The organism is Methylobacter sp. S3L5C (assembly GCF_022788635.1).
Lineage (GTDB): Bacteria > Pseudomonadota > Gammaproteobacteria > Methylococcales > Methylomonadaceae > Methylobacter_C.
Genome location: NZ_CP076024.1, coordinates 4,241,355 through 4,266,863, shown reverse-complemented (window position 1 = coordinate 4,266,863; position 25,509 = coordinate 4,241,355). Strand labels below are relative to the sequence as shown.

General features: G+C 42.2%; 25 protein-coding genes and 1 pseudogene. 9 read left to right on the top strand and 17 right to left on the bottom strand.

The window, feature by feature from the left end:
* Nucleotides 1-22: 22 nt before the first annotated feature.
* The gene (locus KKZ03_RS19340) at nt 23-1,591 is read left to right on the top strand and encodes a SpoIIE family protein phosphatase (RefSeq protein WP_243218382.1); all 1,569 of its coding nucleotides are present in this window, start codon (nt 23-25) and stop codon (nt 1,589-1,591) included.
* A 218-nt stretch (nt 1,592-1,809) separates the two neighbouring features.
* Here the strand turns inward: KKZ03_RS19340 and KKZ03_RS19335 are convergent, their stop codons facing one another.
* A complete protein-coding gene (locus KKZ03_RS19335) occupies nt 1,810-2,595 on the bottom strand; it encodes a hypothetical protein (protein WP_243218381.1) in 786 nt (261 codons plus the stop codon).
* Nucleotides 2,596-3,012: 417 nt separating this feature from the next.
* On the opposite strand from KKZ03_RS19335, the gene KKZ03_RS19330 reads away from it, so the two are divergent.
* From KKZ03_RS19330 to tnpA, 4 genes and pseudogenes are all read left to right on the top strand, one after another.
* Nucleotides 3,013-3,447, top strand: a complete 435-nt coding sequence (locus tag KKZ03_RS19330; RefSeq protein ID WP_243218380.1) for a hypothetical protein — start codon at nt 3,013-3,015, stop codon at nt 3,445-3,447.
* Between the two features lie 21 nt (nt 3,448-3,468).
* Nucleotides 3,469-4,479, top strand: coding sequence for a sensor histidine kinase (locus tag KKZ03_RS19325; protein WP_243218379.1), 1,011 nt, complete (start codon nt 3,469-3,471; stop codon nt 4,477-4,479).
* Complete coding sequence (locus KKZ03_RS19320; RefSeq protein ID WP_243217760.1) at nt 4,466-5,836, top strand: sigma-54 dependent transcriptional regulator; 1,371 nt, start codon at nt 4,466-4,468, stop codon at nt 5,834-5,836. The genes KKZ03_RS19325 and KKZ03_RS19320 overlap by 14 nt, the downstream gene beginning before the upstream one ends.
* A gap of 146 nt (nt 5,837-5,982) precedes the next feature.
* A pseudogene (gene tnpA, locus KKZ03_RS19315) lies at nt 5,983-6,410 on the top strand (IS200/IS605 family transposase).
* Between the two features lie 182 nt (nt 6,411-6,592).
* Here the strand turns inward: tnpA and KKZ03_RS19310 are convergent.
* The 9 genes from KKZ03_RS19310 to KKZ03_RS19270 form a co-directional block, all read right to left on the bottom strand.
* Nucleotides 6,593-7,210 (bottom strand): DUF4878 domain-containing protein, encoded by a 618-nt coding sequence (locus KKZ03_RS19310; RefSeq protein WP_243218378.1) that lies wholly within the window; start codon nt 7,208-7,210, stop codon nt 6,593-6,595.
* Between the two features lie 169 nt (nt 7,211-7,379).
* On the bottom strand, nt 7,380-7,544 hold the full coding sequence (locus tag KKZ03_RS19305; protein ID WP_243221686.1) for a hypothetical protein: 165 nt from the start codon (nt 7,542-7,544) through the stop codon (nt 7,380-7,382).
* The gene (locus KKZ03_RS19300; RefSeq protein ID WP_243221755.1) at nt 7,498-7,635 is read right to left on the bottom strand and encodes a hypothetical protein; all 138 of its coding nucleotides are present in this window, start codon (nt 7,633-7,635) and stop codon (nt 7,498-7,500) included. Before KKZ03_RS19300 ends, KKZ03_RS19305 begins: the two co-directional genes overlap by 47 nt.
* A 65-nt stretch (nt 7,636-7,700) precedes the next feature.
* Complete coding sequence (locus KKZ03_RS19295) at nt 7,701-8,156, bottom strand: reverse transcriptase domain-containing protein (RefSeq protein WP_243218377.1); 456 nt, start codon at nt 8,154-8,156, stop codon at nt 7,701-7,703.
* Between the two features lie 46 nt (nt 8,157-8,202).
* The gene (locus KKZ03_RS19290; protein ID WP_243218376.1) at nt 8,203-8,529 is read right to left on the bottom strand and encodes a hypothetical protein; all 327 of its coding nucleotides are present in this window, start codon (nt 8,527-8,529) and stop codon (nt 8,203-8,205) included.
* Between the two features lie 119 nt (nt 8,530-8,648).
* Nucleotides 8,649-9,800 (bottom strand): PepSY domain-containing protein, encoded by a 1,152-nt coding sequence (locus KKZ03_RS19285; RefSeq protein ID WP_243218375.1) that lies wholly within the window; start codon nt 9,798-9,800, stop codon nt 8,649-8,651.
* Nucleotides 9,801-9,841: 41 nt separating this feature from the next.
* Nucleotides 9,842-11,968, bottom strand: coding sequence for a TonB-dependent receptor (locus tag KKZ03_RS19280; RefSeq protein WP_243218374.1), 2,127 nt, complete (start codon nt 11,966-11,968; stop codon nt 9,842-9,844).
* A gap of 616 nt (nt 11,969-12,584) precedes the next feature.
* A complete protein-coding gene (locus KKZ03_RS19275; RefSeq protein WP_243218373.1) occupies nt 12,585-13,838 on the bottom strand; it encodes an amidohydrolase family protein in 1,254 nt (417 codons plus the stop codon).
* Nucleotides 13,839-13,951: 113 nt separating this feature from the next.
* Complete coding sequence (locus tag KKZ03_RS19270) at nt 13,952-16,213, bottom strand: TonB-dependent receptor domain-containing protein (protein WP_243218372.1); 2,262 nt, start codon at nt 16,211-16,213, stop codon at nt 13,952-13,954.
* 357 nt (nt 16,214-16,570) lie between these two features.
* Here KKZ03_RS19270 and KKZ03_RS19265 point away from each other — a divergent pair, with 357 nt between their 5' ends.
* Nucleotides 16,571-17,539, top strand: a complete 969-nt coding sequence (locus tag KKZ03_RS19265; RefSeq protein WP_243218371.1) for a helix-turn-helix transcriptional regulator — start codon at nt 16,571-16,573, stop codon at nt 17,537-17,539.
* Between the two features lie 46 nt (nt 17,540-17,585).
* Here the strand turns inward: KKZ03_RS19265 and KKZ03_RS19260 are convergent, their stop codons facing one another.
* From KKZ03_RS19260 to KKZ03_RS19250, 3 genes are read right to left on the bottom strand one after another with little or no spacing between them, the layout of a single operon-like run.
* Nucleotides 17,586-17,981 carry a hypothetical protein gene (locus KKZ03_RS19260; RefSeq protein ID WP_243218370.1) on the bottom strand — a complete coding sequence of 132 codons (396 nt, stop codon included), beginning with the start codon at nt 17,979-17,981 and terminating at the stop codon, nt 17,586-17,588.
* Between the two features lie 9 nt (nt 17,982-17,990).
* Nucleotides 17,991-18,647 (bottom strand): UPF0149 family protein, encoded by a 657-nt coding sequence (locus tag KKZ03_RS19255; protein WP_243218369.1) that lies wholly within the window; start codon nt 18,645-18,647, stop codon nt 17,991-17,993.
* A 50-nt stretch (nt 18,648-18,697) separates the two neighbouring features.
* A complete protein-coding gene (locus KKZ03_RS19250; RefSeq protein WP_243218368.1) occupies nt 18,698-19,375 on the bottom strand; it encodes a hypothetical protein in 678 nt (225 codons plus the stop codon).
* Between the two features lie 695 nt (nt 19,376-20,070).
* Between KKZ03_RS19250 and KKZ03_RS19245 the strand changes: the two genes are divergently transcribed.
* From KKZ03_RS19245 to KKZ03_RS19235, 3 genes are all read left to right on the top strand, one after another.
* On the top strand, nt 20,071-21,522 hold the full coding sequence (locus KKZ03_RS19245) for a cytochrome c (protein WP_243218367.1): 1,452 nt from the start codon (nt 20,071-20,073) through the stop codon (nt 21,520-21,522).
* Nucleotides 21,522-22,826 carry a cytochrome c gene (locus KKZ03_RS19240; protein ID WP_243218366.1) on the top strand — a complete coding sequence of 435 codons (1,305 nt, stop codon included), beginning with the start codon at nt 21,522-21,524 and terminating at the stop codon, nt 22,824-22,826. The genes KKZ03_RS19245 and KKZ03_RS19240 overlap by 1 nt, the downstream gene beginning before the upstream one ends.
* A 66-nt stretch (nt 22,827-22,892) precedes the next feature.
* Nucleotides 22,893-23,171 carry a hypothetical protein gene (locus tag KKZ03_RS19235; RefSeq protein ID WP_243218365.1) on the top strand — a complete coding sequence of 93 codons (279 nt, stop codon included), beginning with the start codon at nt 22,893-22,895 and terminating at the stop codon, nt 23,169-23,171.
* An 86-nt stretch (nt 23,172-23,257) separates the two neighbouring features.
* On the opposite strand, the gene KKZ03_RS19230 is transcribed toward KKZ03_RS19235, so the two are convergent.
* From KKZ03_RS19230 to KKZ03_RS19215, 4 genes are all read right to left on the bottom strand, one after another.
* The gene (locus KKZ03_RS19230) at nt 23,258-23,860 is read right to left on the bottom strand and encodes a nitroreductase family protein (protein ID WP_243218364.1); all 603 of its coding nucleotides are present in this window, start codon (nt 23,858-23,860) and stop codon (nt 23,258-23,260) included.
* 31 nt (nt 23,861-23,891) lie between these two features.
* Nucleotides 23,892-23,957 (bottom strand): hypothetical protein, encoded by a 66-nt coding sequence (locus tag KKZ03_RS19225; RefSeq protein ID WP_243221684.1) that lies wholly within the window; start codon nt 23,955-23,957, stop codon nt 23,892-23,894.
* An 86-nt stretch (nt 23,958-24,043) separates the two neighbouring features.
* Entirely contained in the window at nt 24,044-24,523 is a 480-nt protein-coding gene (locus KKZ03_RS19220; protein WP_243218363.1) for a pirin family protein, read from the bottom strand.
* A gap of 311 nt (nt 24,524-24,834) precedes the next feature.
* Nucleotides 24,835-25,422, bottom strand: a complete 588-nt coding sequence (locus tag KKZ03_RS19215) for a YdcF family protein (protein WP_243218362.1) — start codon at nt 25,420-25,422, stop codon at nt 24,835-24,837.
* Nucleotides 25,423-25,509 lie beyond the last annotated feature (87 nt).

Here is a 25,509-nt window from a genome sequence, read left to right as displayed (position 1 = left end):
TATTCATCCGCATCCGCTAATTATGGCTGTGGAGGCTGACGAAAATAATTTCCATTGTCAGGAAGTTGAATCCGCACTAATAGAAAGTGAAGAGCGTTTTCGGCAAATGGCGGAAATGACTGGCGAATGGTTATGGGAGCAAGACCCTCAGGGCTATTATATATACAGTAGTACTGCGGTTAACCAAATTCTCGGATTTAGCGAGACGGAAATTATTGGCAAACATTACACTAAATTTTTAACCTTTCAGGATCAAGTCGAGCAACAATCTTACTCGACTAGCCATCTGCCTTTTTATGCGTTAACCAATCACTACCGGCATAAAGATGGGCACCCCATTTTTACCGAATCGACTGGATTGCCCATTATTAATGCAGAAGGAAAGCTGTTAAAATGGCGCGGCGTTGATCGGGATATTACTGCAAGAAAGTATTTTCAGGATGCGTTGGTAGAAAGCGAACAACGCACACGACTAATTATTGAAAGCTCTTTAAGTGCCATCGTGATTATGGATTCCTACGGATTTATTACGGATTGGAATTACCAGGCTCAGAAAATGTTCGGCTGGTCGCGGGATGAGGCAATCGGCCAACGTCTTGACGAGTTAATTATCCCGTTACGGTTTCGTCATGCTCACCGTCTTGGCTTAAAACTTTTTCTAAATACAGGGATTGGTCCCCAGTTAAATCAACTGATTGAGCATGTCGCGATACGTAGGGACGGCTCCGAGTTTCCGGTTGAGTTTAGTGTTGCTCCTTTAAAATTGGGTAACGCCTATATATTTAGTGGTTTTATCCACGAAATCACTGCCCGAAAAGCCGCTGAACAGAAAATTCTTGAGGCCCAGGTCAAGCTGGCAATCGCCCAGAGTGAAATCAAGATTGCCCAACGAATCCAGGCTTCCTTGTCACCCTCAGCACCGATTAAATCAGGGTATTTTGAAATTACCGGTTATTGCTTGCCTGCTGATCAGGTTGGCGGTGATTATTTTGATTATTTTTTTCGGAATGAAGAGTGCCTGGATATTGTCATTGCCGATGTGTCCGGCCATTCTATTGGACCTGCACTGTTTATGGTTGAAACCCGTAGCGCAATTCGTTCACAGGTAAACAGGCCAGGCACGCCCTCTGAAACACTGGGAGTGCTTAATGATTTTTTATTTGATGATTTGGATAATGCTGATTATTTTATTACCCTGTTTTATTTGCAATATGACATCACCAATCAGCAATTAAGCTTTGCCAATGCCGGACATCCACCGCCGTTGTTACTCAGTCCTTTTCAAAGTGTCTGTAGGCAACTTGATGCTGAGGGTATGATATTGGGGGTACGTAAAAATGTTTTTTTTGAGCAAAAAACCACTACACTTTCTGAAGGTGATTTAATTTTGCTTTATACTGACGGTTTAACGGAAGCCGAAAACCCCGCTGGTGAATTTTTTGGGGTAGATCGTGTTTGTGAACTTTTTATTCACTATGCCCAACATTCACCAGAAAAAATTATTGAAGCGCTGCTAACGCATCTAAAACAGTTTTGCCAAAGTGAATCGTTTAATGATGATATTACTTTAATGGTTTTTAAGCGGGGTTAGTTAAGGTGATTTCCTGTGTTGCCAAAATAGTTACGTAGCTATTTTTCCGCCTTGATAAATGCACTGAGTTTCTTAACCGCAAGTCCTCGCCTCAGCGCTCTCCAGCAGGAGAACAGATTTGTGCATCATGTGCTTTATATTTTTAATTTTATAGTTCGTAAATAATATACGAACTATAAAATCAAGGTAACAAAACTTGAAGTTCGAGTTTAAGGCGCCTAAAAGGCGTAAATCATTCGCCAAGTACCTAGCCAATCAGTTTGACGTCCATCGGTCTGACTGAAACCAGCGCCTAATTGTACTGTGACATGATTATTAAAATTCCAGTGTATTTGGGGCATCAGTAGATAGTGCCATTTTGATTCCCTGCTGAATTCGTTATTCATTTCAATTCCCAAGGTTAATTTTTCCGAATAATCGTAAAACCAACTGTTATTGAACAGGCCCACAAAATGACCATCACGTTCGACGTTCTTGCGGCGTAAGCCCATCATACTAAGGCTGCTGATTGCTGAATTCCAACGAAATCCGGCTATATAAAGGCCGTCAATCGAGTATTTTTGTTCTTTTCTGTCATGGTAGCCAATCATTTGCCAGCCATGTATGAAACGATTGTTAAATCCGGTGCCTAATGTTCCTTGGGCGGCCACTTTGTAATCGCTCAATGACAGCTGGTCGAACGGCATTTCAAGTTCCACAGCAAAGTTATCAAATAAACCAAATTCAATTTCTGGAGCCCATCCGGCCTGACCGCTTCGAAGCGAGTGTGCGGAAAGGACATTCATTTCCAGGTCACCCTGGCGAACGCCTAGCGGTCTAACTAAATCGAAAACCATGGGTTCAGGAATATGGGGTAAATTGCTACCGGCCACGGCGGTATCCATTTCGGAATGGCTGTCATCAGCCTCTACAGGGAACGACATGACCAGTATCAGGCAGCTTAAGTAACCAAAAAATACGCTTTGTTTAAGAAGATTTTGCTTTTGCTGAATCTTCTTTTTCATAAAAACATAAGGGAATGGTCATTTTCTAAGCTAACAACTGATGATGGTTTGTGCGCGGATTTGTCCGTGTCGTGCTTTTTATAGTTGTTTAGTGAAAAGGCCGTGATAAAAACAACCAATAAATAATCACGCATGATTTTGTATGCCTGTATTTTGAAAGATGGTCTTATAACTCAATCAATAATCACGCCAACTACACTAAAATGAGGGGTTTATCGTTTTTTTTCTTGTTGTCTTGTCTTATCTCACTGTTTTTATTAAATAATACTTTTACTGAAGATAAGTAAGTTTACTTAGTTGGTTAATGTTTAAGAGCTTTGAAAATACTTGGAGTAATTGTATGTGTTGCGATAAACTCCAGTTATGTAGAAAATTAAAACATATTGTTCCGTGCGAATTTCGACTAAACTTACTTTATTGTTAACCTCTATTGGTTTGCTTATATTTATCAGCTATGGCTTCTATAATCTTTCGCTTGAGCAAAGAGATTTAACTCAGGTTATTAGTCAGCAAAAAAAACTACTTGGCAAAGGTCTGCAAATTGCTGTTGTAAATGCCATGCGGGATAAGCAATTGGGTGATATTCCAGAACTCCTGAAAGGTCTTGAACAAATTGAACCCGAATTAAAAGTGCGGGTTTATGATGAGCAGGGTCAGAGTTTTCCCGATATTATTGGTAATTCTTACGCAAGCGATTTCCAGAAAAGGCTTAATGGCGCTTTGCAAGATGATTATAGTGATCAGTTTTTTTATCCTGATACAGATCCTGAATACATTGCTTTACGCCTGCCTTTACAAAATACACAGGGTAAAAAGCGGGGGGGGGTTGGTGTTTGTACGTACCTTGTATGAAATGCACCGCGCGACCTTGATGTGACCAAGCGTAATTTGGCTATTTCCACACTTGCTTTTGTTTTAATTGCCGCGCCTCTTTGTACAGTAATTGGTATGGTTTACATTGGTTGGCCCTTACAACGACTGGCTAATGGTATGAAACGAATACGTGACGGCGATTTTTCGCCGTTACCACTCATTAATCAAAAAGATGAAATTGGTATTTTGTTAAAGGCATTCAATGCTATGGCGGCAGAATTAGCCATTGCTCAACAAAAACTTAAACAAGAAGCCCAATCTCGCCGTCATCTCCAGACGGGGCTTGAAGACGCGGACAAATTGATTACCATCGGGCAATTATCTGCTGGACTGGCTCATGAAATTGGTTCACCGTTACAGATATTAAAAGGTCGGGGAGAGCATTTGTTGTTGTGTGCCGACCAACCTGAAGAGGTCATTCGTCATGCGCGCATATTGGTGTCCCAAACTGAACGAATCACGCGTATTGTTCAACAACTACTGGAATTTGCCAGACGCAGACCGGCTAACATCACCTGTATTGATCTACGTGAACCTGTTAATGCTGTGCTCAATTTATTGGCATATGAAGCCCAAAAAAAACACGTTGAACTACGCTTAACAGCCTCAAAAGACCTTCCCTTGATCCTGGCTGATAGCGACGGTATTCAGCAAATTATTTTAAACCTGATTACCAATGCCTTATCGGCAAGCTCTGACGGCGGGCACATTATTGTGACTATTGAACGGCAGCCACTCAGGCCTAATCCGGTTAACAACCAGGCGACCGAAACCGTACAACTTATTATCAAGGATAACGGCTGTGGAATGCCGCCGGAAACACTAAAATATCTGTTTGAGCCATTTTTCACCACCCGGCATGAACAAGGGGGTGTCGGACTTGGGCTTGCCGTTGCTCACAGTCTTGTTAAGGCACATCACGGCAGTATTAAAGCCGAAAGTAGCCTGGGTACAGGCAGTACCTTTACCATCATATTACCTGTGGAGAAACCCTATAATGGCGCTAATTAATCAAGCAACACAAAAAAACAGGCAATTGCTGGTTATTGATGACGAGAGCGATGTTATCGATTACTTGACTGAAATGCTTAATGACAATGGTTATAAAGCGAGCGGTGAAACTGATCCACAACGGGCCTTGCAACGTTTGGAAACAGAGCATTTTGATTTGGTGATCAGCGATATAGAAATGCCCGGTATGCGTGGTCTGGATTTGATGTCGGCTATTCATGCCCGAAAGCCCGAGCAGTTAATTCTATTGATGACTGCTTTTGGCAGTATTGATTTAGGGGTACGCAGTTTACAGGCAGGGGCTTGTGGTTTTGTAACCAAACCGTTTTCTTTAAATGACTTGTTGGCCTCCATTGAACGGGCGTTTAACGACCGACAAATGCACAGGGAAATTGTCCGTGTTGGTACGCCAGATCAAAATCCCACGCCGCGTGGCTTGATTGCAGAAAGTCCCAACATGAAAAAAATACTGCAACTTGCCGGTCGGGCCGCCAAGATCAACTCCCCGGTACTGCTAACGGGTGAAAGTGGTGTCGGTAAAGGTGCTTTAGCACGCTTTATTCATGAACATAGTCCACAGGCTAACGGCCCTTTTCTACAAATCAACTGTGCAGCATTACCGTTTACTTTAGTGGAAAGTGAATTGTTTGGTGTCCGTAAAGGTGCTTACACGGATGCCCGTGAACACCGCCCAGGATTATTTGTTGAAGCCGAGGGTGGCACACTGTTTCTGGATGAAATTGCCGAAATGCCTTTGGCAATTCAACCCAAGTTATTACAAGCACTGGAAACAGGCAAGGTAAGACCCGTAGGAGCGGCCAGCGAAGTTGCCACCCATGTGCGCATTATTGCTGCGACTAACCAACCTATTGAAAAAGCCTTACAAAACGGCTTGATACGCCCGGATCTTTACTATCGCCTTAATGTTATTCGTTTGGACATTCCACCATTAAGAGAACGTCTGCCTGATTTGGAGTATCTGGTTGATCATTTATTGCAGAATGCCCAAACAAAATTACAACGACAAATAAAAGGTATCTCTGCCGAAGCCATGAGATGGATTCGGGCTTACCCATGGCCCGGGAATGTACGTGAATTAGCTAATACATTGGAGAGGGCGGTTGCTTTGACCGAGCATGATACGATCCTGCTGGAAGATTTGGCTCAGGCTACGCAGCTACCTATTGAGAGTAATTTTTCAGGTAATGCGGCAACTCACTCAATGACTCTGGCAGAATTAGAAATTAACTATATCCACCGCATTTTGGAAATAACCCAAGGCAACAAAGCGCAAGCGGCTAAAATATTAGGGATTGATCGAGGCACACTTTATCGGAAGTTGGGCGATGAAATTTAATTGTCTGTCTGATCATGCCGCTGTAATTAATCATAAGTAAACCCCCAGCTCTGCTGGGGGACTCATAAAGTTTGACAATTACGGGAATCATCGAGAGTCTCCCTATCTGTGAACCGCCTAAAGTTCAAAAGATAAGGAAACAAACGATGAATTCACCAGAGAGTTTAAGTCATACAAAATGGGAATGTAAATACCATATAATCTGGATTCCAAAGTATAGAAAAAAGCCTTTATAAGGAGTTGAGGCAATATCTGGGATCAATACTTAAAGATTTAGCCTTGCAAAAGTAATGCAAGATTGAGGAAGAATATTTGATGTCAGATCATGTCTACATTCTAATCTCAATTCCACCCAAATATTCAGTGTCACAGGTTGTTGGTTTTATTAAGGGTAAAAGCGCTATATCCATTGTACGAACTTTTATGGGGCGAAGAAAGAATTTCACCGGACAAGGGTTTCTGGGCAAGAGGATATTATGTTTCAACAGTGGGCAGGGATCAAGTCACTTTACGAAACTACATCAGGCATCAAGAGGAAGAAGATAAACGAATAGAACAAATCGATTTATTTTAAGGCATTGTCACCTTTAGGTGGCACAATTATTAATCCGCTTTGAGCGGTTCACATTTTCAAGCCTCCGGCTTTGCCGGAGGTTTTTGACTACAAGCTGCGTAAATATTTTGTGCTTTGGATCAGCATTAACTTCTAGCGATTGGCAGTCAATCAAAGAATCAGAAAGGCTTTGAAATAAACGCTTATATGCTGCCAGAATGAGGTTGTTGTTTTTCAGGCGGCAGGGATTTTTCCAGCCGATGACGAAACTCGTCCATTTGTCTTATTAATTCTTCACTGAAGGATTTCATTTGTTTCTCAAATAAAGGAATTTGCTGCTCCAGTTTATCGTTAATGGTTTCGCCTATACCCTGCAAGCTTTTAAAAAAATCTGCAAAAGGCAGGTTTAAAAGGTTGTTGAGTGTTCGCTGATAATCAATTCTCCATAGATCATTTTCTTTTAATAAAACGGTGTTAAAAGATAAAACTTTATTAATTTCGGGATCTTTTAGCGTTATGATCGTGGATACCGTTGCATTGGAGCCATCTATTAAAATAGCACTGGTTTTTAGCGTTGCATCATCCATGTTTTGCTGTTTAGTCACCAGTTGTTGAGTTTCTTGAGTTGCGTATTTTCTGGCAGAATCAAGATTACCTTCTACCATCGCTTTCCAAAATTTTGTAGTAACTTGTTCCGGAGTTAATACTCCCTGACAACCGCTGAGCAAAAACAACAGGCTGAACAATCTTGCTAATCCAGCGAAACTTTTAGTTGTGTGACAGCGGGTGGGATTTTTAATTGACAGATTAAATATGATCACTAAGAACTCCAGGAATTTGCAGTAAACCCAAGAAAAAGTTATATGCAGTATAGGGTGGCCGGAACAAGGATTTTCCGATGGAAAAAGTTTTATGGTGAGTAGGCCGCAGGAACTTACCAGCAGCCTCTCGCAGAACGGTACGTGAACCTCTCGACTCATACCGCTCCCATCAGGCAAACGCTCCTGTCATTCCAGTTCGCCAATGGGCGAACAAGCTTGGACATTGATCAGCATCTCTCTCAAGTAACTGCGATGCTCTGGTTTTATGCCAACGGAGGTGCTTAAATTTACGCCGCGCCCACCTTACCAGTGCTCTGTTTACGTGCCGACACATACCATAGAGGACTGATCGATAGTAACGACCATAGTAGGCTATCCAGCCACTTAGCCAACTGCTCGACACTCATCTCTGAAGGCATTCGCACGCGCATGTTCCTAGTTTTCAGTCGCATCGACTTCATCGCCACCTTACTAACCGTAGGTGTAAAACTTACAAACAAACTATTTCATTTGCGATTTTTACATAACCGACGCCTGAACGTATAGCCAAGAAAATCAAAGTCCATATTTTCATAGCGTACTTTGCGACTGCCATCTTTACGGTAAACGATTTTTTTTTCAGCGGGTGAAGCTCTAAACCACAGGCATTGAAGCGTTGCTCAAGTACTGCCAACATGTGTTTGGCTTCTGCTTCACTACAACAATGTACCAGACCATCATCCTCATAACGACACCAATGTCTATTCGGAAAATACTTTTCCATCCATTTACCATATACATAATGCAGATACTGGTTCGCTAATATCGGACTAATTACACCACCCTGTGGCGTGTCCTTGTCTCGTCTTACCTGCTCTCCATTAGGCATCTGCATAGGTGCCGTTAGCCACTGTTCAATATAGAGCCTAACCCACGCTGAGCAGGTATGCTTATAAACTGCTTTCACTCGATGTTCAAGTTTTTAAATTCTTTACAGTCTTATTTTTGGCAAATCATCCAGCAACACGATACTGTAGGGAAGCCGTGGGTTCCAGTCGGCCTAAATCTCTGCCAACCATATGCTTGCCGGAAGGCATTAACTGAAAAACATCGTCAACAAGTACAGCCAATTCTTTAAGTTTCTCTGCTGGATTCTGGTGATCCAGCAATGTTTTGATAAATTCAATCAGCACATCCATTTGAGACTTTCTTTGCAGGCTACCTAAGGTATACGCGAACAGTTTGTTGTCTATACGAGCCGTCTGCTCTGGGTGAAGGAGAAGGCAATGGTCAAACAACATACTCAAAATCAGGCCACGGCTTGATTCCTCTTCATCCAATTGTTTGGCCGCACGCCCCTATCCTTCATAAAGCTTCCAGTCCTCAAAGAAAACCTCGATATACCATTTTACTGATACCGGATTGACTTCTATGTCATTACACTTTGGGTAAACCATCTTCAATCAGCTTTTTTTAACTTATGCAAATGCTGTGCACGACGCTTTTGTAGCCAGCGCATAATACCGGTAACATAGAGTATGGCAGGGATAAAACCACTCACAAAAATTAGCCACCGTCCGGGCATACCTGCTATTTCACCATTATGTAAAGGATGCAGCCAGCTCATAAAAGTATCGCCGGCTTGCTCAGTTACGGGATCCCGCGTTGATAGTACTACTCCGCTATATTGATCGACCCATACCGTTGTTTTTGGAAAACGAACACTGGCTTCACCTTGTTGGTACAACACAATTCGGTAAGAACCGATCTGGCTATCCGGCGTTTCTATCCAGCGTAACAAAGCATCCGGATAACGATTTGTAGCAACAGCAACCGCCTGATCCAGGGTAATTCTGGAATAATCGGATTGATAGTTTATTTGCTTGGCCTCCATTTGATATAAAGGCGATAGATAATTGATTGCTGGTTTAAACACCGCGGGTAATTCCAAAATGATGCCGCTAAGCAATAACAGTAATAAAATCACAAAACCATAAATACCACTGGTTTTATGTAAATCAAAAATAAATCGGGGTTTGCTTGCTCCACGTTTGATAACCAGTGCCTGACGCAATTTTCCTGAAGTTGGCCACCATAAATAAATCCCGCAAAATAACAGGATCAATAATAAAACCCCCACAATAGCCATCACTATTTTGCCAGCGCCATCCAGCAATAACTCATAATGCAGATCAAACAACCAGGTCATTACAAACTCGCCCCAAAAACGGCTACTGGCGACTTCTGCGTTATATGGATTAACCCAAACAATCAGCGGAGCAAAAGACAGACCTGCTTTTTCGACCGGCTTGTAATAACGCGCCATTAACAAGGCTTGTTTATGACGCGGTATTTCCAACCGCCAGGCAGCACTTCGTTGCGGATGCGCTTGACGAAGAGCCTGAAAGACAGCCTCATAAGACTGCGGTTCCTGCTCAGCCAGCGCAGCCGAGACTTGCAACTGTGGATTGATAATTTCATCAAGCTCCACGTAAAAAACCAGTAAGCTGCCGGTTAATCCTGCCAGCACAAACACCAGACCCAGACTCAATCCCAAATAAAGATGAAGGCTCAACCAACGCTTACGCCAGTGATTATGACTTAGTGGCATCTTATTGCCTGGATTTTTTCCTGTCGACATGATTTTATCGGTTATAAATCGTATTTAACATTAATGGCCCCATAAAAGGCACGACCATCACCGGGCGCATGGGCAGTTTGATTGGCGGTCGTATTATACCAAACGTATTCCCAATAGGTATCTGTCAGGTTTTTCACCTGAAACTGTAAATCAACCAGCTTGTTTACCTGATAACCGATATCCAGATTTAACAAGGCATATTCACCAAATTTACCTTTTTTATTTGCCTCATCAACATAATAGCTACTCTGTCCTGTTGTCCACAGGGATGATTTTAGCTTGGGCATTATTTGATAATCTATACCGCCGGAAAACAAGTAATTTGGCGTATTGAAAATTTGGGTTCCTGCCAGTGCCGGATTACTTTTGGGTGTAGCAACAATAGCTTCCTGTAAGGAAAAAGCAGTCCACACACTAACCAACTTAATTGGTTGGACTTTAAGCTGTATATCAACCCCTTGCCGATCAGTGGCACCAACAAGTGTGGAATCGTTACCCGCACTGTTAAGAACCCGACTCGACTCATTAGTCGCTGTTTGCTTCCAGTACGCTACACGTCCTTCGGCCCAATCGACAGGCTCGACTTTAACACCCACTTCCCAGCCATCATTAATTGACGGCGCAATATCAACAGGATTGGGATTGGTATTATAAGCACCGGCACCAACGGCAACCTGAAAAGTCCGCCCCCAATTACCATAAAGACTGTAACCTTCTATTGGAGTAATAATCGCGCCCATTTTAGGTTGCCAGATAGTACCGTAATCATTGACCTCATACGATTTATTAACCAACTTATTGGTATAATCACCGCTAACCTTGTCAGCACGAAAACCTGGCGTCAATTTTAACCATTTAAAAGGTTTAACCATGGCCGTCAAATAGCCGCCATAAACATTGAAATTAAAATCCTGATTGCGGGTTTGCGATGTTCTGGCACGATTTAAATTTCTGTACCGCCAGCTTTTGTTATCTTGTTGCTGAACATCAAAACCCGATTCCAGGGAGAAATCATCCAACCAGGAAATATCGGGGTGGTAGGTCAGTGAAGTAATACCGCCATACTGGACTTCATTGGTATCTCGTTCTTGCTGCGATTCGACAACGCTATAGCGTACCCAACGCTGATCATCAAGGGTATTGGCATAACTTTTAGTCGACCAAAACAGATCATCCGTTAAATTAACATCCAGATGGCCACTCAGTTGGCCAACTTGCCGGGTACCACTATCGTTGGCATTATGAGCCATGGACTGGGTTGGATTGGCTTTAGCTTGTTCGAGCGTCAAATATCCGGATTCTTGTGCTTCAGCTTCACTCCATCTGGCAATCAGCCCTACTTTAATTTTTTCACTTTCAGGCGTATAAAACCATTTACCTGAAAAACTGTTTTTTTCCGAAGAGGCATGATCGCGATAACCATTGGTCGCCCGATATGACACCGTATAGTTTTGTGAAAAACCACCTGATTCGTAACCTGCACCGGTTTGAATGTCATGGGTATCAAAGCTGCCATAACTCACTCGACCTTTAAGGTAATTGCCGCCCTGAGTTGTGAATATATTGGCATTACCCGCAATGGCATGCAGGCCATAGCGAGGATCGTTGGTGCCGCGAAGTACTTCAATTGATTCAATATCCAACGGGAATATCGCATCAATAAAAGGCATATTGCCATCATTACTGTTACTGGGAATGCCATCGATTAACAGCTTGACACCATTAATGTTACCTTCACCGTTGAAGCCCCGGAAAGAAAATTTTCCGGTCGTAGTTCCTTGATTAAATTGGGTAACCTGCACACCCGGCATACGGTGAAATAAATCATAACTGGTCAGTACATTTTGGTTTTGGATTTTATCGGCATTTAAAACATCCACCGAAGTAATAATATCCGTACTTTGTAATTTTTGTGTGGATGCCGCTGTCACCACCATTTGGCCCAATTCAAAGACCGTATTATCAGCCGGCAATTTTTTATCCGGTACTTCTGTGCTTTTTTTAACTGACGGAGCTTTAACTGACGGTACTTTAGCTGATGAGGCTTTCTGCTCATCGGCGGACTCGGCAATCATTGGCGTAACGGTAATAGCGGCCACTACCAGAATGCCGGTGACCATTTGATTTTTAGTTTTCATTTTTTGCAATTGTCTATGTTTAGTGATAATTTGTGCGCTTTTATTGCCTGCATATTCTATAAAACAGACAAGTCATAAATTATCAGCAAAGTACATGCCAGAACAGCGCCAGCGTACTGTTCTGGCTGGCTGACAGCAATACATCCTAGACAAAAGTCATGTAATCCATGGATTACATTAAATAAATGCGCCATATCCCCTATTTTTTGACACAAATAGTGTCATATAACGCATTTGTGTGATCGACAGAGTTTGTAGGTAGCCAAAATATCGGCAAAAAAAATGCCCCGAAGGGCATTAAATGTATTAATAATTGTTATTCAAAGATTAATAGGATCATGAATTAATTAATCAGGCAAGCAAGGCATACCGGATTGATTACCCATCGAAGCTTCACTACCTATATCGCAACTTCTCATTAGTCACAGGTAAGCTTATTTTTCAATAAGTTAGCGCACTTGAAATTCACTAAAACTCGCTTTTTTAGTGCCGGACAATCAGAAATCAAATCGAGTTGCGATGAATTCTTATAAGAAAATGCATGGTGTTTAAATTTTATTTCCATGTAAGCCATTGATTTATAATATACCTGCAGCTAATGAGAAGCTACCCTATATCAGCGTAAAACAGGCAGTTCCTTAACAAAATTATTGACGATAATCTTGCCGCCGGACATAACCAGATCGGGATACTCCAAGGTTTTAAAACTGTGAGCAAGATCACCTTTTACGGCAATCATATCGGCCGGTGCACCGCTTTGTATGGTTCCCAGCAGTGGTATATTCAGATAGCGACCGGCTTTTTGTGTTGCTGTATGCAAAACCTCCAGCGGCTGCATTTTTGCCATGTGCATCATATACATAAGCTCTTGTGCATCAATACCCCAGGGAATGTCGGGATGGGCAACTTCAGCGCCATATAAAAACTCGGCACCCAGCGCTGCCAATCGGTTAACGTTGTGAGTGATACCCGGACATTTTGATAAGGTATCTATGGTAGTGACTATTTTTACCTGTTGAGCGACGGCTTTCTTTAGTAAAGGCTCAGGAATAACATCACAAGGAACGTGCGCCCATTCATCAATACCGGCATTGATGGCAAGCTCGGCACCTTTTTCTTCACCAATATGTGCGGCCACTTTACGGTGATGTTTATGCGCTTCATCGACAATCGCTTTAACTATATTTTCCGGCAATAACGGCCATGCCATTTTTGAATCAGTCGTTTTATGTGCAGGTTGATGATGAGGATCATCATGCTCCGCAACCGGTTTATCTTCATGACCATGCCCGTGACCTGATGCCCACGGTGCACCGACTTCACCGCCCGGTTCCAAAGCCACCTTAATCACTACCGCGCCGCCAGCAATTAACTTGTTCACGGTTGCTCGCGCCTGCTCTTCTGTAGCAACAGGAACAGCAATATTATCGGCTCCCATACCGGGAATGGGATAACCATTTACTGCAGTAATAATCGGGCCTGACGTCAAAACACGCAAACTGCCGTCACCACCATAAGGTTGGTGCAAAGGCCCGCCAACATCTCGAAGCGTGGTAATCCCATGTCGTAGAACAATGTCAGCCGGAATATGTTGAAAAGCAAGATGCGCGTGTAGCTCAATAAAACCAGGCAGCAAGGTTGCATCGCCTAAATCAATGACTTTAACAGGACTGGACTTAAATACGTCACGCGAATCGATTTGCGCCACTTTTCCATTAATGACTAATACCGAAGTATTGGTTCTCATGTTGGTGCCATCAAAAACCCGGGCGGCATGAATAAGTAAAGGAGTTTGCTCCGTTTCCAAAGCCATTACCGGAGATGAGACAATAGCCGCCAAAAATAAAAATCGTAACAATATAATTTTCAAAAATAATTTCAAGAGTATTTTCATAAAGGAAAAGCGTTATAGTGGCAAATTGATATAAAAAAAACGGCATCAATATTTTTTACTGATGCCGTCAACTATTTACAGATAAACCCTTAGTAAGTAATTTCTACGCCACCATAGAATGCTAAAGGTGCGCCAGCGTTTAACATGGCGTCAGCGGATGTTGCTGTATTCAAAATATTGGTATTGGCAACATAGACAGTATCAAGCAAATTCCGGCCTTCGACAAAAACCTTATAATGACTGTTAGACCAGCCGGTACGCATACCCAACAAATTGTAGGCGTCAACAGCATAAGTATTGGCATAATCTCCCCAGCGCTTACCGACCACGTCAAAAGTCGGCCCAATAAAGTAGCCGTTGGCATGGTTATACATCACCTCGCCTTTCAAGAAATAATCGGGGGCTGCCGGTAAAGCATTATTACCATAAGTGGCATCACCATCAAAATTGAAATGGTTGACGGTGTAGCTCAATACCGGTTTGATGGTATGTGTGCCATTTTTATCCAGGGCAAAAGAGCCCCCGATTAAACCTTCAACACCGGCATGGATGGTATTATTAAAATTTGTTGCTATGGGTGAACCGCCCGGAGGAGTAGTCGACAGAATTTCATTATTAAGCCAGGAATAATACAGCGCCAAATCCCAATTTACATTATTCAGGTTACCGATTTTTTGCAAGCCGCGTGTACCTATTTCAATAGAAGTTCCTTCCATTGCTTTAAGATTGGTACTACCTGAACCTGCAGTGATATTATCCGAGATGTTATAGTTGGTTGGTGGCGCAAATAAACGACTGACGTTACCATACAGACTGGAGTTCTGGGTCACGTTATACATTAAGCCTAAACTGGGATTAATACCGGCATAGTCGTTACTGGGATTACCGCCTTGGGGATAAAAATTGGGCGTGGGTGCAAAAATAAAATTAGGTTGTCCGTCTTGAGGAATAGATAAACGTTTGTTATTGACTTCACGATGTGCAAATACGCCTTGCAACGCCGGTGTTAACGTCCATTTATCCGTTAGATGCCAATGATCCTGAGCAAAAATTTCGATATTATCGGCTTTCTTGGTAATGTCATTAGTCATCGCACCACGCTGACCGCCATTATTGGTATAGTTGCCACCTTTATCCGAATTGGTACCAAAATTCAAACCCACTAATAATTCATGGTTATCCATACGCCGATTATAGCGAGCCGACGTACCCCAGTCTTGCTGGTTGGTATCGACCAACATACTGAACATATCATTTTGGCCGCCCTTAACATTCGGCAACATCACCTTGGATACTATCGGATGATAAAGCTGTTGGTTTTCAAAAGAAAAACCAATATCCAGAGAGCTTTTATCATCAATAGTCCACGTTGTTTTGTTGGCAACGCGCTCTGTTTCAGTATTTAATTGATAGTTACCGTCAATAGCTTGGGTGCTAGCCTGATAAGGATCTGCCGTGAATTGTGCCCGGTTCAACTGGCCCGGTAACTGCTGATTGTTTTTAATATAACTGACAAAGGTACGATTAACGACATCGTCAGAAATTTGCCAGCCAAAATTACTATAAAGACCAAAGCGATCCTGCTTGTTATGGCCACGATAACCATCCCATTCTTTGCCTTCGACAGTCAACAAACCGTCAAGACTGTCATTAAAAACCTTACTGACCGTACCCCGCCCAAGAAACTGACCAAAACTACCGCCACTAAGGGATAATCTCATTTCGGGACTATCATGAGCCGTAGGCGAGGTAAAATTGACCGCGCCACCTAAAGTGCTGGCGCCATATTTAAAAGCATTGGCTCCGCGTGCAACGGTTGCAAAACTCGAAGCCAGCGGATCGATCATGCGATTATGATTATTACCATCAGCGGCAGTAACCGGCAACCCATCTTGCAGAAGCTTGATACCACTGCCCGCATAGTTGTTAGAATCCAGATTTGAACCACGACTGGAAATAAATACTTCATCATTACCACTTTGACTAGGTGCCCAAACACCTGGTGCATAACGGAAAAAATCTGCAATACTGGAGACATTACGATCACGCAACTCATCAATGTTAATCAAGCTAACGCCACCGGGTGTAAGCGCCACTTCAGCAGTTGTCGCCGCAAGTTGTGGATCGCTTTTTTCCGTCACTTCCATTGTCTTAAGTGTAACAGGCAGTGCCGCACTTTTATCAGATGCCGGCTTGACTTTTTTACCCGTCGCCTTTGCCGTTTCAGTAGCACTATCTGGCTGCTCTGTTGCCATCACAGCAGAACTGGAATTAAATAATAAAAAGGACATCAATAGTGGACGGGTTAATCTTAAAAGTTTAACCGGCCGATTAGAGCGTAAGAGTTTCATATTAAAATCCAACATAGCAAGAAAATACACCTCAGCATTGACTGAGAATTTTTTATTCAGTCATTAAATCCATTGTTGGACATGACTAAAAACTGGCGATGATAGTAGCGAATAATAACCGCTAATTCTTCGCCAATTCATATGCAAAAAAGATTATTTCTTATGCTAAAAGTAGGATTGCGTCATATCCCTTATTTTTTCTTGTTTAGTGTGTGATATGACGTATTTTTATTAGAATAAACCTTGCCTTATTTTAATAAAAAACAATTATTTATATTAAAAATCAGTCACTAATAAACAAAGGCATACTTCATGCTTAATTTCTAAAGCGTTTTATAGTAAAGGAAAATTCGGGTAATGAAAAAAATACAACAGCTAACGGCCCGAAAATGGAGCATCAATGCCAGTGATTTGCCGTTACAACTCCAAAAAACAAATAATTGTTTGCACCAGTCTTTACCAAAAGAGGCTGGATCCGGCCATTCCAATATATTCCAGCTTGATAAAGATTTGAGCTATATTGAAACACTCTATACACCCGCTAAAGACTTGGCTATTTTAAGCCGAGTAGATTTTCAGGAACCACGAATGATCGTTACTGTTGGCTTAAAGGGACGCTCGGGTTTTTCTGGGGGGCAAGGCAACAAGATTATTTTTAATGAAGGCTTTACCTCCATTACCACAGTCAATTCAAGCATCGGTGAACGACAATACGAAGCCAATAAACCGATAACCCAACTGCGTTTTTCCATCGGAAAAAAATGGTTGGATAGATATTTTGGCGAAAATAAATTTACGCATTTATTTAATAAAGGCAACATTCAACAAGTCAGCTATCACCCTATATCCCATCAAGGAATGTGTGCGGCACAACAGTTATTGACGTGTAACGTATCAAGAGAAATAAAATCGATATTTATGCATGGCCAAGCCATGTCGCTCTTGGCTGCGGAATTAACACCGCTATGCCAAGCACGACCTGAAGATGGTGGGCTAATTAATGAAAAAGACCAGAGAATGGCAAAGTTGGCTCGCGACATTCTGTTTGATGAATTTAAAAATCCGCCCTCTGTAGAAATGTTATCAATCCGCGTAGGAACCAATCAATTTAAATTAAAAAAACTGTTTCACCACTTTTTTAAGAATACACCTTATGGTTTGTTACTGGAATTCAGGATGAATAAAGCCTATCAGTTGCTTGAATCTACCTGCTGCCAAGTTAGTGTTGCCGCAGATTTTGTTGGTTACAACCATGCCAGTAATTTTAGTAATGCCTTCATAAAACACTTCGGTATTTCACCCAAAACTATTTCAAAAAAAAATTGAGTATTACCGAACTTTCCGGCTTGGATAAGTCTTTACTCGATTAGTGCTAATAAAAACCTTTTTGGCGCATTTCTGCTTCAAAAAGTTGGCTGAATTTAGCTTCAGGATGACAACGAATGGCTTCTTCAAACAGCTCGATGTCTGCACCTTGAACATCGGCAGCAAATAAAAGCATCAAGCCCCCGTCAGCAGAACGGATAATCATATCCTGTAGCTTTTCAATATTCCCACCTCGAGCCGCCTTAATTAAGGCAAACTCATAAGCAATACGCGGCATTTTTGCGGTGACAATGACTAATTCAAGCCGGTCCATATCTGCCTCCAGTAAATCATGCGCAAACCGATATGCCAATTCTGCATCAGCCAAAGAAATTACCTGTTCCTGAAGCTTAATATCAAAGCCTTGCGTCTTGATTAATCTTAACAACTCGACTGCATTCATTACTTGGCGCTACGTTTTAGCCATAACTTTGGGCGTTTTTTGTCTTGCCAGCAATCGTATGGACATCCGGTCGGCAAATAATCGAATACACTCATAAGCTTCTGGTAAAGCTTGCAGTAAAGAGGCCATAATTAATTCATCTGTCGGCTCTTTGCCCGCTAATTGCAACTGTGCTTTTAACTGGTCGAGATTTTTAAGAACGGATACGTTGCCCTCAACCAAAGCAAAAATAATATCGACACTATTTGCAACGACATCCAAAGCTTGTTGTGTTTCGTTGGCGATAATTCCGCTTTTCCAAAAAGCCAGTCGTAAATACAAGCCTTGCAAGAATCCAGAACTCCAATGCCACAATTGATCAAACCCGCTATCATCAAGCGCACTAAAATCATAAGGGAAGCTGAGTTCATTTTTTAATAGCGCTTTATTGCTGGCTTTAACCACTGCGGTAACGGCTTTTTTTAAGTCTTTTGATTGCTTACCGTTAAGCTGAGGGCGTTCACCAAAAAACAGCTCGGCCATCCAGTCAGCGGGATCAATAATGGCCGGTGTGATTGCCAAGGCATAAAAAAAACCACTAAGTCCGTCAGGTGTTAGATGTTCATTTTCTGGTACGCATTTATCCAGCTCGATAGCCAGTTTATGAAGTAATTTTTTATCGATCATAGTGTTAATTGTTTAGTAGTCAGGTTGGGATAATGATTGTCGAATCAACGTTATGCCATTACCAATAATGACGAAACAATATCAAAATAAATTTCCAGCAAAGCCGCCAAGGTATTGTGATATAAAGCCTGCAAGGTCACTGAAGGTTGTGTCATTAACAAACGAAATAACTCTGCAAGGGCATAATAACTACTAATTAAAGTCGCTTCTGCGTCTTGAGTAAGCGTAGCCAGATAACCGGTTACGGGGGCGAATGCCGATGCCATCAATTGTTCCGGATTGTCCAAAAGTAGCTGCCAGTAATGCTCAGACTGTTTACCAATCGCTGCCACATAACGAGTTACTGGTTCAATGGTTGCCAAAGCCACTTGATCAGGATTATCCCAAAAAGCCTGTAAGTACTGGCTGGTTGCATCCTTACCGGCCTTTACCTTGACTTGCCAGTCCTGATAAATTGGCAACACCGATGTTTGAACCTGAGTATATAAAGCATTGCCGGCATAAGCGGTTTGTTGATACCAGACAGTCAGGGTTTCAACAGGATGGTCGTAAAGCTGCTTTCCAGCAATGGCTACCTTGCTGTGAAAATCAATCAATACGGTCTGAATATCCTGATATAAGGCATTCAGTTTAAAACCAACCTGACCGTACAATTTTATTGACGGAGAAATCAGCTTGTTTTCCAGGTCAAGCTGGCGAATAGTAAAAAAATCAGGTTGATTAAACATAAGGCATGTTCCTAAAGTTAAGAAATTCTGTATACAAAACGCTAAGTAATAAGTCTTGATTCTAGCTTGACTGACAAAAAATTGACATGCGACCAGTTGCCGCGCGACAAAGTGTCGCAAGAAAATAAAAACGGGCATAAATCAGTATGCAAAAAAAATGCGACCAATTTACATTGGTCGCACAAAAACTCTAAAACCCTTTAGGAGGTCCTGATAATCAAGAGTTGCGACAATTCTAACTGGTTATTTTCATTTAGAAAACAGGGCATATTGTCGCGCGACAACCTGTCGCAGTCAGTCTTTAGCTCAATAGGCGCTAAAAAAACCATAGGTCTTTCATCTTAATTGATCATGTCTTACCTGTACTGATCAAGAACGACAAACAACCTGCAAAGCATTGCTTTATCTTGCCATCTACGACAAAACCCGGGAAAAAAGCTTGGGAAACTGTCTGAATTATGACTAGTGTCTATTTATTGAACGTCTATTAATGACTAATTACTCGATTTAATCGCTAAAAAAACAGCCTCGCCAGACCACCACGTCAATAAAATCAAGACATGTAAAAATATTATTGATTTTTTAGGTGATGGCATATTTGTTGCATTGTTAGCGAGAGTCGTCAATATTTCGTTAAATAACGAAATATTTATCGAAGACAATAAACCGATAGCTTACTTAACCAAAGAGGATTTATGGATTTTCCTATTTTTCATATCGATTTTATCGGTAATCGCATGCTGATCGCAGTCGATGCGATCTTACATGTCATCATCAATCATGCGCTTGCTGTTGGCGCTTTACCGATAATTGTCTTGCTGGAGCTTATTGGCATTCGCAGTAAAGACCTACGCTGGGACAATCTGGCCTATCGACTGTTAAAAATAATATTTATTATTACCACAACAGTCGGTGCGTTAACGGGTGTAGGTATCTGGTTTTCTGCATCCTTGATAAATCCAGCAGCCATTGGCAGCTTAATTCGGGTGTTTTTCTGGGGCTGGTTTACCGAATGGGTCGTGTTTGTGACTGAAGTCAGCCTAATCATGGCCTATTTTTTAAGATGGCACTCAGCCAGTAAATCACCAGAAGCTAAATTAAAGCACTTACGTTTAGGTATTTTTCTGGCCGCTTTCTCATGGATTACCATGGCTATTATCGTCGCCATTCTTGGTTTTATGATGGATCCCGGTAACTGGATGACTAAGCGCACACTGCTTTCCGGCTTATTTAACCCCATGTATTTTCCGCAGTTAGGACTCAGAACCACACTGGCTATGGTGATGGGCAGTATGACCATGATCTGTTTGACGTATTTATTTACCCGGCATGATCTTGCTTTTCGCGCCATGGTATTACGCACCATATCAACCTGGTCAAGTGCCTGGTTAGCAGGACTGATAATCGCCTCAATCTGGTACTATCAAGTAATACCTCAGCACATGTTGGCAAACATACCCGTCGCATTCGCCACGCAAGAATATGCCAGCTGGAATGGCCGATTAAAACTAATATTGATCGTTGGTTTACTTTATGTGAGTCGGGTTTTATGGTTATCAGTAAAGAACCCGGGCAAAGTACATGGTGCAAAATATCTGGTCTCGGTGCTGTTATTGTTTGCCATGCTGGGACAATTTGAACGGGTACGGGAATTTATTCGCAAACCCTTTATTATCGGTCAGTACATGTATGCCAACGGTATCCGTGTAGAAGATTATCCCTTGTTGCAACGTGACGGCATTCTACAACACGCCACCTATGCAAGTATCCGCGAAATCACTGCTGACAATCAGGTCAGTGCTGGTCGCGAAGTGTTTGAACAAGCCTGCACACGCTGCCATACCGTCAATGGCGTTAACAGCATACGCGGTCAACTAAAAAACATGTATGGCGAAAAACCATGGCAATCAGAGGCTATTGCGGCCTACGTTGAAAATATGCACGGTGCACGATATTTTATGCCGCCGTTTCCAGGCAATAAAGCTGAACTTGACGCTCTTTCCGTTTACCTTTCCTCACTACAAAAACGGGCAGCCGCCTTTAATGGTGCGCAAACTAACGGCATCCCCAAACCTGACAAAATTTCAGCCTCAACCTTTTACGGCACTTTACCCAATCTGGCTAATACCCACGGAGACCTTCAATAATGACAACCCCTATCCCTCGCGATATTCCATTACCTCTACCAGCTCCGGAAGGGTTTTTGGAAATATTGCTCATTGTGTCATTCCTGATACATATCCTGTTTGTCCATTTAATGGTTGGAGGCTCCTTGTTCAGCCTCGTCTGTCAAATAAGAGGGTTGAAATCGCCCGATTATGAAAAGCTTGCCTACCGCATCATGCAAACGGTCACTGTCAATAAAAGCCTGGCTGTTGTCATGGGCGTAGCGCCACTGTTGGTTATCAACACACTCTATGCTCCACAATTTTATGCGTCCAGTGCATTAATTGGTGACATGTGGATGGCCGTTATTCCCTTGGTAACGGTGGCTTTTTTATTGGCTTATGCGCACAAATTCTGGTGGAATCACTTTATTAATATTCCAGAATTGCATATAGGCATTGCCGCCTTAGAGACCGGATTATTTTTATTTATTCCGCTGATTTTCATGACCAATGTTAATCTAATGCTGTTTCCGGAATATTGGCCGCAAGTCAAAGGCTTCTTTTCTGCCATGTTGCTACCCAATGTTTTACAGCGTTATCTGCATTTTATTTCAGCCACCATACTGTTTAGCTCTTTATTTTTTGTCTGGTGGAGCGGCCGTAAATCTTTTCAAGACGAAGTCGGGTTTAGCAGGCTACGGGTTATTAGTGTGCGCAGATTTTTTTATGCGTTTGCATTTGGGGCCACCGTTTTTCAGATATTAACCGGATTGGTAGTATTCGCGTCATTGCCTCCGCAAGGTATGAGCTGGGGCTTTACTTTATTACTCATGCTGGGTGGCTTGTTGGTTTTACCGGCCATGTGGTGGATGTGGCAAAATCTGACTTATCCCAGCCATCTCCTGGATGATCGCGTAAAAGAAATCACTACCTGCTTTGTCTGTGCAGCCATTATCATGGGTATAGCACGCCATGATTATCGGGAAAATGCCTTGGCTGATCATAAATCGGCAATTGCTGAAAAAACAGCAAACTACCAGGCAGCCGTTAAAGACGCAGGGGAGCAAGCACAATTGACTGCAATAACTCAGGAAAGCCAAACATTGGTTCCCGGTGAAAGTGCATTTAACCTAAATTGCGCAGCTTGTCACCATCCAACATTGACTACGGTTGGCCCGGCATTACAGGAAATTAAAGAAATCTACGCCAACAATCCTGCTGGAATTGCTGCCTGGACTAAAGCGCCGGGTAAAAAGCGTCCAGACACTATGAAAATGCCTGGATTTTCGCAGTTAAGTGATGATGAGTTAACGGCAATAAGTCAATACCTGCTCAGCCATTAAGAAATCATTAAGGCGAAGAGCATAAGTTATAGTTCTCTTCGCCGCATTAACCCATTGAGAAGCACCATGAGCACGCTAAAACTTTTACAAGAACAACATAAGCATCCGGCAATAAAATTTGCCGGCCTTCACTATTCACAACCGGATAATCAAGTAACTGACGCTCATCTCACCCAATATTTTCAGATTCATTTTCAACATATTCATGAAAATATCCGTGAATCACAAAATGAAGTAAAGCAACTTCAACAACAGGTTGTCGACCTGAACATAAAACTTGATAAGCTTTCTGCATTACTCACTTATCTGGCTCCGCAACAAAATGACAACCAGGCAGGACATTAAAACGGCCATCCCCTCTTTGTAAAAAGAGGGGATGTACTGATTTTTAGTATTGTATTGATTGCCAACTAGCCAAGACCATACATTAATTATTTGATGCCCTTGCCCCATTGTCCGGCATAAAACCGTTCATTCAGTGCAATACGCGAACGGGCAGCTAACTCGGCTTCTTTAAAAGTATCGTCAAGGACATCAACATCAGCTTGATAACCAACAGCGATCATCGCCATGGGCTTGCAATCACCGGGCAGATGAAAAACCTCTCGGGCTTTTTCCGCATCAAAACCACCCATTTGATGCACAATCAATTCTAACGCTGTGGCCTGCAAGCATAAACTAACACTGGCGGCACCAGTGTCATACATGGCCCAACGATTTGGCTGGCCATTATGATTAAAATTTTCCATGGCAACAGCCAGTATCAAAACCGGGGCATTTTTGGCCCATAGCCGGTTTTTTTCAACCACTACTGCCAGCGCATTTTGCCAGCCACTTTCATCAGTCGCTTTATCGCACACCACAAAACGCCAGGGCTGATCATTAGATGAGGACGGTGCCCAACGAGCAGCTTCCAACAATGCCAGTAAATCATCATGACTTACCCGTTTGTCAGGGTCAAAAGCTCTTGGACTCCAACGTTTTTCAATAAGATTGTGGATTTGTACAGAGGTTGTTGCCGGTTTATTTTGCATAGTGGTCTCCTTAGTCTGATTAGATAAATATTTATAACGTCAACACACCGTTACGGTAATCACGAAATGCTTGTTCAATTTCTTCAATGCTGTTCATTACAAACGGACCTGATTGCACCACCGGCTCTTTTAACGGCGCGCAGCTAACACCAAAAATCGCGCCGATTGATCACGGGTTATCAGCTATATGGTATCACCATTAATTAACTGTGCCAGTTGTCCGGATTTTAAAACCTGGTTCGGTTGATCAACAATCAACTCACCTTGGTAAACATAGACTAAAACCGTATGCTGCAAAAAAACCGGTATATCAAGCTGTTGCTGTGAACTTAAGCAAATATAAAAATACAACGGTTGGGTTGTCACGCCGGTTATCGGACCCGCTATTTTTTTGGTTTTGGCAACATATTCACCGGCAATAATTTTAAGGTAGCTACTGTCTGCCAGATTAACCTGAGGAATTTTTGCAGCGGCAAACTCCTGATAATGTGGGGGCTGCATTTTTTCTTTGGCAGGCAGGTTAATCCATAACTGAAAGCCGTGTAACCGACCATTTTCCTGTTCCGGCATTTCAGAATGAATAATGCCATGGGCAGCGGTCATCCATTGCACATGGCCAGCACGCAAATGACCTTCATTACCCAAATGATCGTTAGGCAACATGGCCCCTTCCAACATATAAGTGACCGCGCTCTTTCCATACTGTCATTGCAGTGGTCACGGAGGTAATCATTAAGGGGGGATATTATTATTTATGCAGATTTTCTATTCAAGTGTCAAAAAATGTAAAATCCGAAAAAATTTATTTTAGAATTGTAATTTTTTTTATTTAATGTTTGAATCAATTGCCCCTTCTTTTTGTCGCCATCACTCTATTTTGTAAAATACAAAGAAAAGCTTCACAGCACTTTTTAGAGAGCTGTTGGTCTGAGCATTTCCTTGTTATCTTTGGCTTTAAGGGAAACACTCATGCCCTACACACCATAAACCAGCGCATAAAAAATCAGCTTTACCATTTCATTCAGACAAAACTGTCGCCATCTTTTATCTTGCCACCAACGATCAGCCTGCCAAGTCGGTGTAGTACTTTGTATTACCCGATAAGACAAACCGGCGTTTTTAAAAACGGGTTGCAGGCAAAAATTAATGCGGCGTAGATGCGGTGGATCACTGACTACCAAGACACTATGCCAATGATGTACTGTTAATAAAGTGGCAAGATTTAAAGCCTCTTGATGGGTATTAACTGATAAGCCATCAAATAATAATGCCTCAGGAGGAATACCTTGTTTAAGAAAAAATAAAGAGCGTGGAGACTTATAATAGCTCTGTCCGGCACGTAAGCTAGGAAACATACCCGTTAACAAAATTTTGGGGGCATAACCGGCTTTATAAAGCTCCACCGCCATTTTATCCCTTTCTACTTCTCCGCCGCCTAACGTAACAATCAAGTCCGCCTTAACAGAGGTATTGGCAGGTGTAGAAAGCCAATGACCAAGATTTAAAAATAAAATGGCAACCAATAACAATAAAATACCGGTTACAGCAAGAGTAAGCTTCATGGGTTATTGTTGAAATATGCCTACAAATTATTATCACTCTCACTGCACCAGTGTCGAGTCTACCGGCACACAGTAGTACGCAATACT